The organism is Paenibacillus sp. Pae15 (genome assembly GCF_024519685.1).
In the GTDB taxonomy this organism is placed as follows: Bacteria; Bacillota; Bacilli; order Paenibacillales; family NBRC-103111; genus Paenibacillus_G; species Paenibacillus_G naphthalenovorans.
In genome coordinates this window covers 348372-357960 of the sequence record NZ_JALJRM010000001.1, presented here as the reverse complement: position 1 = coordinate 357960, position 9589 = coordinate 348372, and the positions used below count along the sequence as shown (strand labels likewise).

The following is a 9589-nucleotide window of genomic DNA, read 5'->3' as shown; positions in this document are numbered from 1 at the left end:
CGGCCGCTGTCTGGCCGCAAGCCACATGAACATGATATTTTCGCGGACGGCTTTGGCGATCTGACGTGAGAAATAGATCCGCTGGGTGTAGGCGCACACCTTTTGTTTTACAAAAATGAAAAAGGGGTACCCCGTCACCTCGGTGACTTATGGGACACCCCCTTGCACTATTTGTTTTGTTTTTTCAAATTTTCCATTTGTTTGAACAGCACTTCCAATTCTTTCTGCAGCACTTCCATATCCTTAAACATTTGGATCATGTCTTTATCTTCCGTAAGCACCTTGATAGCATGCTCAACCATCTTGTTCATCGCGATCCGTCCTTTCGGTATTTGCAATCAGTGTACGGCTGAAAGGAAGAATTCGTGTCCGCGCTTGTACAAGATAAGTGAAATGACGCACCCTTTATTTTTTATTGGAATCTTCATCATCGCCATCGAAGGCATGTTGTATATTATCCATTATCTGTTCAACGAAATCATTCAGTAAATCGGTTGCGGCCACATCCTGCTGATCGGGTGGTGTATTGATGCCAGCAGCGGTATTGGATGTATCGTTGAGATAATCCTTTTCATTGTCCATTGCATTCATCGTCCTTCCGGGGATTTTTATCCTTTGTATGGTATACAGAACCGTTTCTTTTTATGTAAATCTTTCACGGCAAAAAAACGCCTCTCCATAAAAATGAGATATGACAACAAGCAGAGCGCTGATTCCGTTTGCAATTTCGTTTATTGTTTCATCCGGGGGTTTATGATGAAAACCGCTCGATATCACACATATAGAACCTTACTGGCCAATGCCCGTAGACTAACAAAAGGCATGCTTGATTTAAGGCTTATCATAACGGCCCGTCTAGCGACAGAGGCCCTGGGTTAACGCTCAATCATTTCGGATGACTAAATATACGATAAGGCCCATCACTGGAAAAAACAGTAGGCCAAACAGCACGATAATCGCATATTCCTGGCTTTTGCCCCTGCTCAAAGCATCCCGATAAGCCCAAATGCTTAAAATGATATGTAATACGGAAAGCAAAAGGCCAAATACGAAAACAAAAATGATCATACCGCTAAACATAAAGCCTGGTTCCACAACCATTCTCTCACCTCGAATTGTATTCTATTCCTGATTATAACGAAAATTTGGAAGTTTCAATATAAAAAAATCCGCTCTTTTGAGCCGGGTGTATCGGCTGGTATGATTACGGTGCTGCAGAGCAGCAATGCAACCGGCTGGCTCATGGGCCTCGAAAAGTACCAGAATAAGGTGGGGCATGATGCCCCACCAGTGAAAGGAGTAGAATCCATCCGCCCTTCAGATTATAGTTAAATCAGTCAGTAATAGCGGTGACTTCTACTCTTCTTGTTTTTTGAGCAGAGTTGGAATGTTCATCCCTCTGCGTTCGATCTCCTTCTCAAGCATTTTTATAAAGTCCCTGTCTAAATCAAGTTCAATGGCTAGCTTGTACGCATGGATTAGTGCAACGTCAGATATCCTTCGCACTCAAATGTCTCCTTTGATAGCGAATGGATCCTATCCCTTCACCGTGTACAGAATATCCGGAAATGGAATCAATAGAAATATCAAATTCGTTTACCTATATAACCCGTACACTATAGTTCAAAATGCCGATCCGGCGAATGAATACAAAAAGTAATATTAATGGAAAAAAGAGGATTTTGGGTATATGGTTATCATCGAGGCTTGATCGAGGGGGATCATAATAATTCAGGGCCCCGTCTCGCGACGAGGCCCTTTCATGGGAGAGGAGAAACCGGACGAAGAGCTTATGGGGAACGTAAGTCTTCTCCGCGGTTGTCTACGACATTTTCGGATGTCGATGATATAAGGATGACCCGATCGGAACCAAGATATACATCGGCCGGAAAAATTTTTTTAGATTTTTTGTGCAAAAGAATTTGTTTATGGTACGATAGCATTACTACGCAGGTAAAGGAAGGCTGTAAGATGAGAGTCATATCGGGCAGTGCCAAAGGGCGGCCGCTCAAAGCGGTGCCGGGTATGGGGACGAGGCCCACAACGGATAAGGTGAAAGAAGCGGTGTTCAGCATGATCGGACCTTATTTCGACGGCGGACAAGTGCTGGATTTGTTCGCCGGGACAGGCGGGCTCAGTATTGAAGCGCTCAGCCGCGGAATGGACCGGGCCGTGCTGACGGATATGGACAAGAAAGCGATCGACACGATCCGTCACAATCTTCAGAACACCGGCTTTTCGGACCGGGCTGAGATTTACCGCAATGACGCCTTTCGCGCCATCAAAGCGCTTTCAAAACGGGAGGCGCGGTTTGATCTGGTTTTTGTGGATCCGCCATACAAGTTAAAGATCATCGGGGAGCTGCTGGAGCAATTGCAGCAGAGCGGCTTGCTGGCCGGTGAAGCTCGCGTCGTCGTCGAGCATGATGCGCAGGACCGGCATGAGGAATCCTATGGAATGTTGGAACAGGTACGCCGGGCGGAATACGGGGATACGGCGATAACGATTTATCAAAACCGTACAAGGGTATAGAAACATCAAAGGGCAATGTTATAGGGGGCTGACCATACAAATGGACGTAAAAGAGCAGGGAACCAATCAAAGACTCCAAGTGGCGGTTTATCCAGGAAGTTTTGATCCTGTGACGAACGGGCATCTGGACATTATTCGCCGGGCTGCCAAGGTGTTCGATAAGCTGGTGGTGGCGGTGCTGAACAATACGAGCAAAAATCCGCTGTTTACGCTGGAGGAGCGAATGGAACTGCTGCGCAGGGTGACGGCCGATCTGCCGAATGTAGAAATCGACGGATTTCGCGATTTGCTTATCAATTATATGCAGAAAAAAAACGCGAATCTTATCGTCAGAGGACTGCGCGCGGTTTCGGATTTCGAATATGAGATGCAGCTGGCGTCGACAAATCGAAAGCTGAAAGATGATATTGAGACGTTCTTTATGACGTCCACGCCCAAATACTCGTACTTAAGCTCCAGTATCGTCAAAGAGGTTGCCCGGTTCCACGGGCCAGTGGTCGATTTGGTGCCTCCCGAGGTAGAAAAGGCGCTGAAGGGCAAATATGGAACCGGGGTAAAGGCTTAGGCACCGCGTAGAAAAAACGCCTTGTTCCTTAATACTCCTGCATCGACGGGTTACCGCAGATTCCTTTACAACGGACCGTTCCTTTGGCGTCCCCGGTAAAAGAGAAAGGCTGCGAACACCGAAAGCACTAGAAGGATCAAGATGACGGTTCCGAACTGGAGCATCATCGGGCTAATGAACGGCCAGAGACTGTCGCGTCCGGCATCCCAATCGGAGCCGTAGATGCCATAGTTGGCGAGAACGGGCTGTTCTTGGCTCATCCAGCTCATCAGCGGCTTCCAGGAGACCAGCGTCAGCACAAAGGCGATGCTTCCATGGTGGATGCGCGACCGTACAAAATGCAAATACCGCAGATCCGTCGAGACGGTCAGGCTTTTGACTTGTGCATGGGTGGACAGGCCGCCCCAAGCCAGCAGCATGCTGAGAAGCGCATAAAAGAACGAACTTTGGGATGCGCCGGCCGCCTGCGCCATCGCGTAAGCGCCCAGGTGCGGTTCGAATAAACCGGTCAATAGTGCGGAGATCAGCGAAAGCGCGTCGCCTGGATTTGCTCCGAGCAGGGAAACGGCGGAAGCCAGCGCCTCCGGCAGGCCGGTAAGGGACAGGGCATGGACCAGTACGGAGAACATCATGATGTACCCGCCAATAATGAAAAGCTGCTGCACACCGGAAGAGACGGCATCACCCAGCAGCTTGCCGAACGTCCGGCCGTCGCGGACCCTCGCTTCATAAAACGCTTGAAAGCTGTGAGAGATCCAGCCTTTTCCGGCGTATTTTTTCACGGGAGCGTACCTTCCGGAACCGAACCGGTGAAAGACGGCCATGAACAGGGCCGCGGCATAATGGATAATGGCGAGCGCGAGTCCGGCGGCAGGGCTGCCGAGGAAACCGACGCCGACGACGCCGATCATAAATACGGGACTGGACATATGGGAAACGGCCAACAGCCGTTCGCCTTCTTCCCGTGTAAGCAGCCCGTCCTTGCGAAGTGCGCTTACCCCTGCGGCTCCGGCGGGCATGCCTGCCGTGAAGCCGAGGGAGATTACCCAGCCTCCGGCGCCGGGGAGCCGAAGGAGTGCGCGCAGCAAAGGCTCCATCAATGCGCCGAGGCCGTGCAGGACTCCCATGCCGCGCAGCAGCTCGGTAATGATCAGGAACGGCAGCAGCGCCGGGAACACAAGCTTCCACCAGAGGCTCAAGCCTTGAAGGGAGGCTTGAAAGGCTTGGTCGGGGAACAAGATGATGCTGATCACCAAAGCAAGCGCCGCAGCGCCTAAGTACAACGTAGTCAAGCGTGGGGAAAGAAGGGCCTGCAACGCTTTCATCCGAATCACTCCAGCTTTTTAAATCAGATTGGTACATGTTTACGCTTTGTCCGCATGGATTAGACCATGCCGACGCACCATACAGAGAGATGGTTATCATAAGGAACGGGTGGGGAAACGCTCTATGGGAGAGGCTCGACATATGAAACGGGCGTCACGCATCGTTTTTTCGGTTTTCACTGCCATAGCTTTGTTGTATCTCATTTATTTCATGCCGCTGCCGCTGTATATTTTCAAACCCGGCACGGCCGATGTTATACAGCCTATGGTTCAAGTGGAGCAGGCTGCGTCCGAAGAAGAGAAAGGGCAGTTTATGCTGACCACGGTCGCGGTAAGCGATGCAACGGTGTACGGGTACCTGATGTCGTTTATAAGCCCTTATCAGGAGCTGCGTTTAAAGGAGGACCTGCTGCGCAAGGGAGAGTCCGAATCGGAATATACCCAGCGGCAAGCGGTCGTCATGATGACATCGCAAGCGGATGCGATTCAGGCTGTCTATAACAAGTTGAACATTCCATATCGGATCAGCCATGACGGGGTCGTCGTCGAGCATATTTATCCCGATTATCCGGCTCATGAGATTCTTCGGGCCGGGGATTATATCGTCAAGGTGGATGATAAGCCCATTACAACGGCGGATGAATTAAGGGCGTCGTTAGCGAATAAAAAAGCCGGGGATACGGCGGCCATAAGCTATAAGCGGGGAAACGTCATCCGGACGGGCAACATCGCTTTGGCGGTTCTGCCAAGCGAGGACGCCACTGCTCCGGCAGGTGCCCAAAGGCAAAGAGCCGGACTGGGCATCGTTCCTGCAGAGGTTCACAGCGTTAAGGCGGAAGACGAAAGCAAACAAGTGTCGATTAAGGCTGGGAACATCGGCGGCCCCTCCGCCGGGCTGATGTTTGCGCTTGAGATTTATAACCGTTTTGTACCGGAAGATATTACGAAAGGGTATAAAATCGCAGGCACCGGTGAGATTGACCCGGAAGGCAATGTTGGGGTGATCGGGGGCATTCAACATAAGGTTGTCGCAGCCGACCGGGCGGGAGCCGACATTTTCTTCAGCCCCAAGGATTACCGTATGCCGGACGGTCGAACGATCCCCAACTATACGGATGCAAAGAAGCGGGCTGAAGAAATCGGTACGGACATGACCGTCGTTCCCGTAGGAACGTTGGATGAGGCTTTGCAGTACTTGGCCGGTTTGCCGGTCAAGCCAAGCAGTTAGACCGGATACGAATGGGCGCTTCGTAATAATCCCTGAACCAATCGTCCGGTGTCGGCGACGCATAGCCCAAGGCATAGACGGATGTTGCGCGGATATCCAGCTCCAGGAGCGGCGAGGCTGCTGTGGTCACTTTGGTGACGATAGGCACCTTCGCCGTTTTTTTCATCCGTTTGAGCAGCTCCTGTCCTTTCGGGCTGAAGCCCAGCACCCGCAAATACGGAACGCCCTGCCGCAGCGTTTCGGGGGATAGGTCCTGCTTGCTATGGTTCAGCAGGATACGCAGCAGGGTCCGCTGCAGCTTGGTTCGCGTGTACCGCTTCGTTTTGAGCTTGTCGATCAGCGTCTCCACCAAAGCTTGTGCTGCGTCCCCGTCGGTATCCGGACGAAGGTCCGCCAGCGCCTTGCGGATACGGTGCTCAAGCCCCTCGGTCACCTCATGAAAGGACGTAAGCTGCTCTGGGCTGTGATGCATCAGCTGCAGCAGCAGCGGCTTCGCAAAGCGCTCCCAATCGACCGGTCCGCGGCCGGCCTTCCATTCGCGGGTCATGATCTCCAGTGTTGCGGCGGGCACGAAAGGTCGGATGCCCGTAAGCGACCGGTCCGTCATCAGGATCCGTCGGATGGCCGTAGCGCTGGCAATCCGGTTATCGGTGATATTCGCCTGGTTAAATTCCGCTTTCGTTCTTGTGATCGCGAACGGTTCAATCCGGCTTTGAAGACGGCGCAGCGCGATCACATAATGAAGCCCGAGCGTATTGTTCGGCTTTGCCAATTCTTCTTCCTTGGCCCCGGGCAGAAGATGAGATACCGCTTTGCTGTAGGCCGCCGGATACGGCATGCCTTTTTTCAGCTCGAGCTGCAGCAACCGTGCCAGCTCTTCGGGCTCCTCGTGCAGCTTGTCCGCCGCCGCCTTCAGCCAATCGATGCTGCCGCTCTCGCAGCCGAAGCACAGGCTGTCTACGATCCCGGTAGCGTCCAAAGCGGACACCGCTCCGTAAGCAAACCATTCCGCAGGCTGGGCGGAGAAGGCGACAGGCAGCTCCAGCACGAGGTCGGCGCCCATGCGCAGCGCCATCTCGGCGCGCGCCCATTTATTGACGACGGCCGGCTCGCCCCGTTGAAGGAAATGACCGCTCATGATACAAATCGCACTGTCCGCTCCCGTAACCTTTTTCGATTGTTGGTAATGATAGTAGTGACCGTTATGCAGCGGATTATATTCGACAATTAAACCGACCGTTCGCATAGGGAATGTCCTCCGTTCATGCTGCACAGTGCATTTTCACAACATAGACACATGATTATTCACTATAGCACGAACTGAAAATGTTGACAAAATGTAACGGTTGTCGATATAATAATCTTTGTTTGTTTGGGGTGATCTCGTGTTTATACATTTAAAGGATTTGGCTGCAAAAGGCACGATCCGGCTGGAAGGCACCGAGGATTTGACCGGGTTTCTTCCGAAATCGGGAAGCTTGCTGGATTATGGTCCCCTGCACGTCCGACTGGAGGCGCAGGATCAAGCCGGTGCTGCGGAAGTTTCCGGAGAGCTGGAAATCGATGTGGAACAAGCCTGTTCCCGATGCCTTGCTCCGGTAGCTCAACATTTGACGATTCCGTTTCACGAAACGTTCGTCAAAAGCGAAGAAAAGCTGCTGGATGCATCCGATGACGAAGAAGAGAACGAGGAAGACGTGCTTTACGTCTCAGAGGATCGAATAGAGCTGAAGCCTTATCTGGTCGAGAGCGTGATGCTTGCCGTGCCGTTCATTCCGCTGTGCAGTGAAGATTGCAAGGGGCTGTGTCCCGTTTGCGGAACCAACAGAAACGAACAGGCTTGCGGCTGCCACCAGGACAAGGTGGACCCGCGTCTGGCCGGACTGGCGGATTTCTTTAAAGATCAATCGTAGGCGGGCGGCAATGAATTCGTTGAAGGAGGTGGGAATATGGCAGTACCTCAAAGGAGAACATCCAAAACGCGCCGTGACAAGCGCCGTACTCACTTTAAATTAGAAGTTCCGGGCATGATTAAATGTGACAATTGCGGAGAGTTGAAAATGGCTCACCGTGTATGCAAAGTTTGCGGTCATTACAAAAAAAGAGAGATCGTGAACCAGTAATCGCATACGGTTCGAGAAAATAGTGCTTCCCTCTGGGGTGAGGCGCTATTTTTTTTGCCGGCCAACTTCCATTTTAAACAGGAATCCTTTATACTTTTCTTTATGACTTGGTCATAAGATGAAGTATTCAGTGGGAGGAGTGAAAAGAAAAGCTCCTGCTTACACGCCAATAGCTTGATGTAAAAGGGTTTGAATGAGAAGTTTTTCGTACATATGTGAACAAAGGTGGTGCTCGTCATCGAACGCATACCGAAACGACAGCGCCAGCAGCAGTTGGCCAAAGCGATAGAAGAGAACCCTTTTATTACGGATGAAGAATTAACACGATTGTTCCAGGTAAGTATACAAACCATCCGGCTGGATCGGCTGGAACTCGGTATCCCCGAGCTGCGCGAGCGGATGAAGATGATGGCCGAGCAGTCTTATGACCAGGTGCGGTCTCTTCCCCTTCACGAAGTCATTGGGGATGTGATCGATCTTCAGCTTGACAAAAGCGGGATTTCCATCTTTGAAATCAAAGAGGAGCATGTGTTCTCCCGTACGAAAATCGCACGGGGTCATCATATTTTCTCCCAGGCGAATTCGCTTGCCGTAGCGCTGATCAACGATCAGGTCGCCCTCACGGCGGCGGCGGACATCCGCTTTGTGCGGCAGGTCCGTTTGGGGGAAAAGTGCATCGCGAAGGCGTATGTCCGTTCCATTTCCAAAGGAAAAGCGAAGGTGGAGGTATTTACCTACGTCGGAGACGAGGTAGTGTTTCAAGGAAATTTCATTATTTATCATTCGAAAAAAGACCGCTCCGAAGGAGGTGAAGCTCATGCGGATCGCGATTGATGCGATGGGTGGAGACCACGCGCCGCAAGCGGCGGTAGAAGGGGCTGTCTCTGCGGCTAAAGAGTGGGCGGATATTACCGTCATTCTGGTGGGGGACACCGACCGGCTCCAGCCGCTTCTTCAAGGAAACGAGCCGGCCAATCTCGAGCTTCGGCATGCCTCCGAAACGATTGAAGCCGATGACGAGCCCGTCAAGGCGGTTAGGCGCAAAAAAGACGCTTCCATGGTAGTTGCGGGCCGGATGGTGAAGGAGAAGGAAGCCGATGCGATGATTTCGGCGGGCAATACAGGTGCGCTCATGACGACGGGGCTGCTTGTGGTCGGCCGGATTCCGGGCATCGAGAGGCCGGCTTTGGCTCCGATGCTGCCGACGACGGACGGGGAAGGCATACTGGCGCTTGATTTGGGAGCCAACATGGATGCCACTGCAAATCAATTGGTGCAGTACGCGATCATGGGTAGCCTGTATCGAAGTAAGGTGCACGGTCTTCATGAGCCGCGTGTCGGTCTTCTTAACGTAGGTACGGAAGCCATGAAGGGCAATGAAGTGGCCAAAGCGGCCTTCCCGCTGCTGGAACAAGCGCCGATACGGTTTGTCGGCAACGTGGAGTCCAGGGATGTGCTGCGGAAGCCCTGTGACGTTGTCGTGTGCGACGGCTTTGCGGGCAACATCATGCTGAAGTCGATGGAAGGTACGGCATCCGTTATTTTCTCGGCGTTGAAAGAGGAGTTTACGCGTACCTGGTACACCAAGCTTGCCGCTGCGATCGTGAAAAAGGGGCTGGGCCAATTCCGCAAAAAGCTGGATTACACGGAACATGGCGCCGCTCCGCTGCTCGGCATCGACGGCTTGGTGCTGAAAAGCCATGGTTCTTCCAATGCCCTGGCGTTCAAAAATGCGGTGCGGCAAGCCCGGCTGGCCTTGATGAACGATTTGGTCGGAAGTATATCGACAGAAATCCGTAATGGAAGCGAGTTGTAA

13 protein-coding genes are annotated in these 9589 nt (G+C 52.2%); 7 read left to right on the top strand and 6 right to left on the bottom strand.

What is annotated here, in order from left to right; genetic code table 11:
* Positions 1-167: 167 nt before the first annotated feature.
* The 4 genes from NR121_RS01760 to sda form a co-directional block, all read right to left on the bottom strand.
* On the bottom strand, positions 168-311 hold the full coding sequence (locus NR121_RS01760; protein WP_160327348.1) for a hypothetical protein: 144 nt from the start codon (positions 309-311) through the stop codon (positions 168-170).
* Positions 312-405: 94 nt separating this feature from the next.
* Positions 406-591 (bottom strand): hypothetical protein, encoded by a 186-nt coding sequence (locus NR121_RS01755; protein WP_054818949.1) that lies wholly within the window; start codon positions 589-591, stop codon positions 406-408.
* A gap of 291 nt (positions 592-882) precedes the next feature.
* Entirely contained in the window at positions 883-1068 is a 186-nt protein-coding gene (locus NR121_RS01750; RefSeq protein WP_306277193.1) for a PLDc N-terminal domain-containing protein, read from the bottom strand.
* A gap of 288 nt (positions 1069-1356) precedes the next feature.
* Positions 1357-1506 carry a sporulation histidine kinase inhibitor Sda gene (gene sda / locus NR121_RS01745; protein ID WP_082660703.1) on the bottom strand — a complete coding sequence of 50 codons (150 nt, stop codon included), beginning with the start codon at positions 1504-1506 and terminating at the stop codon, positions 1357-1359.
* Positions 1507-1971: 465 nt separating this feature from the next.
* Between sda and rsmD the strand changes: the two genes are divergently transcribed.
* Both rsmD and coaD read left to right on the top strand, forming a co-directional pair.
* Positions 1972-2532: a 16S rRNA (guanine(966)-N(2))-methyltransferase RsmD gene (rsmD, locus tag NR121_RS01740; protein ID WP_054818950.1), complete on the top strand. Its 561-nt coding sequence runs from the start codon at positions 1972-1974 to the stop codon at positions 2530-2532.
* A 40-nt stretch (positions 2533-2572) separates the two neighbouring features.
* Complete coding sequence (gene coaD / locus NR121_RS01735; RefSeq protein WP_054818951.1) at positions 2573-3097, top strand: pantetheine-phosphate adenylyltransferase; 525 nt, start codon at positions 2573-2575, stop codon at positions 3095-3097.
* Between the two features lie 65 nt (positions 3098-3162).
* Here coaD and NR121_RS01730 read toward each other — a convergent pair whose 3' ends face one another.
* Positions 3163-4422, bottom strand: coding sequence for a nucleoside recognition domain-containing protein (locus tag NR121_RS01730; RefSeq protein ID WP_074728139.1), 1260 nt, complete (start codon positions 4420-4422; stop codon positions 3163-3165).
* Positions 4423-4564: 142 nt separating this feature from the next.
* On the opposite strand from NR121_RS01730, the gene NR121_RS01725 reads away from it, so the two are divergent.
* Entirely contained in the window at positions 4565-5650 is a 1086-nt protein-coding gene (locus NR121_RS01725) for a SepM family pheromone-processing serine protease (protein WP_254777547.1), read from the top strand.
* Here the strand turns inward: NR121_RS01725 and NR121_RS01720 are convergent.
* Positions 5634-6896 carry a nucleotidyltransferase gene (locus NR121_RS01720; protein ID WP_137670020.1) on the bottom strand — a complete coding sequence of 421 codons (1263 nt, stop codon included), beginning with the start codon at positions 6894-6896 and terminating at the stop codon, positions 5634-5636. The genes NR121_RS01725 and NR121_RS01720 overlap by 17 nt on opposite strands.
* A 139-nt stretch (positions 6897-7035) precedes the next feature.
* Between NR121_RS01720 and NR121_RS01715 the strand changes: the two genes are divergently transcribed.
* The 4 genes from NR121_RS01715 to plsX all read left to right on the top strand — a co-directional run bounded on the left by NR121_RS01715 (position 7036) and on the right by plsX (position 9589).
* Positions 7036-7563 carry a YceD family protein gene (locus tag NR121_RS01715; RefSeq protein WP_054818952.1) on the top strand — a complete coding sequence of 176 codons (528 nt, stop codon included), beginning with the start codon at positions 7036-7038 and terminating at the stop codon, positions 7561-7563.
* Between the two features lie 36 nt (positions 7564-7599).
* The gene (gene rpmF, locus NR121_RS01710; protein WP_062407904.1) at positions 7600-7773 is read left to right on the top strand and encodes a 50S ribosomal protein L32; all 174 of its coding nucleotides are present in this window, start codon (positions 7600-7602) and stop codon (positions 7771-7773) included.
* Positions 7774-7998: 225 nt separating this feature from the next.
* The gene (gene fapR, locus NR121_RS01705) at positions 7999-8607 is read left to right on the top strand and encodes a transcription factor FapR (protein ID WP_074728132.1); all 609 of its coding nucleotides are present in this window, start codon (positions 7999-8001) and stop codon (positions 8605-8607) included.
* Positions 8591-9589: a phosphate acyltransferase PlsX gene (gene plsX, locus NR121_RS01700; protein WP_074728130.1), complete on the top strand. Its 999-nt coding sequence runs from the start codon at positions 8591-8593 to the stop codon at positions 9587-9589. Before fapR ends, plsX begins: the two co-directional genes overlap by 17 nt.

Excerpts from the sequence above, each read along its gene's own strand:
- plsX (WP_074728130.1), top strand. The coding sequence starts at position 8,591 with ATGCGGATCGCGATTGATGCGATGGGTGGAGACCACGCGCCGCAAGCG.
- rpmF (WP_062407904.1), top strand. The coding sequence starts at position 7,600 with ATGGCAGTACCTCAAAGGAGAACATCCAAAACGCGCCGTGACAAGCGC.
- NR121_RS01720 (WP_137670020.1), bottom strand. The coding sequence starts at position 6,896 with ATGCGAACGGTCGGTTTAATTGTCGAATATAATCCGCTGCATAACGGT.
- coaD (WP_054818951.1), top strand. The coding sequence starts at position 2,573 with ATGGACGTAAAAGAGCAGGGAACCAATCAAAGACTCCAAGTGGCGGTT.
- NR121_RS01750 (WP_306277193.1), bottom strand. The coding sequence starts at position 1,068 with ATGATCATTTTTGTTTTCGTATTTGGCCTTTTGCTTTCCGTATTACAT.
- NR121_RS01730 (WP_074728139.1), bottom strand. The coding sequence starts at position 4,422 with ATGAAAGCGTTGCAGGCCCTTCTTTCCCCACGCTTGACTACGTTGTAC.
- NR121_RS01755 (WP_054818949.1), bottom strand. The coding sequence starts at position 591 with ATGAATGCAATGGACAATGAAAAGGATTATCTCAACGATACATCCAAT.
- NR121_RS01760 (WP_160327348.1), bottom strand. The coding sequence starts at position 311 with ATGAACAAGATGGTTGAGCATGCTATCAAGGTGCTTACGGAAGATAAA.
- NR121_RS01725 (WP_254777547.1), top strand. The coding sequence starts at position 4,565 with ATGAAACGGGCGTCACGCATCGTTTTTTCGGTTTTCACTGCCATAGCT.
- rsmD (WP_054818950.1), top strand. The coding sequence starts at position 1,972 with ATGAGAGTCATATCGGGCAGTGCCAAAGGGCGGCCGCTCAAAGCGGTG.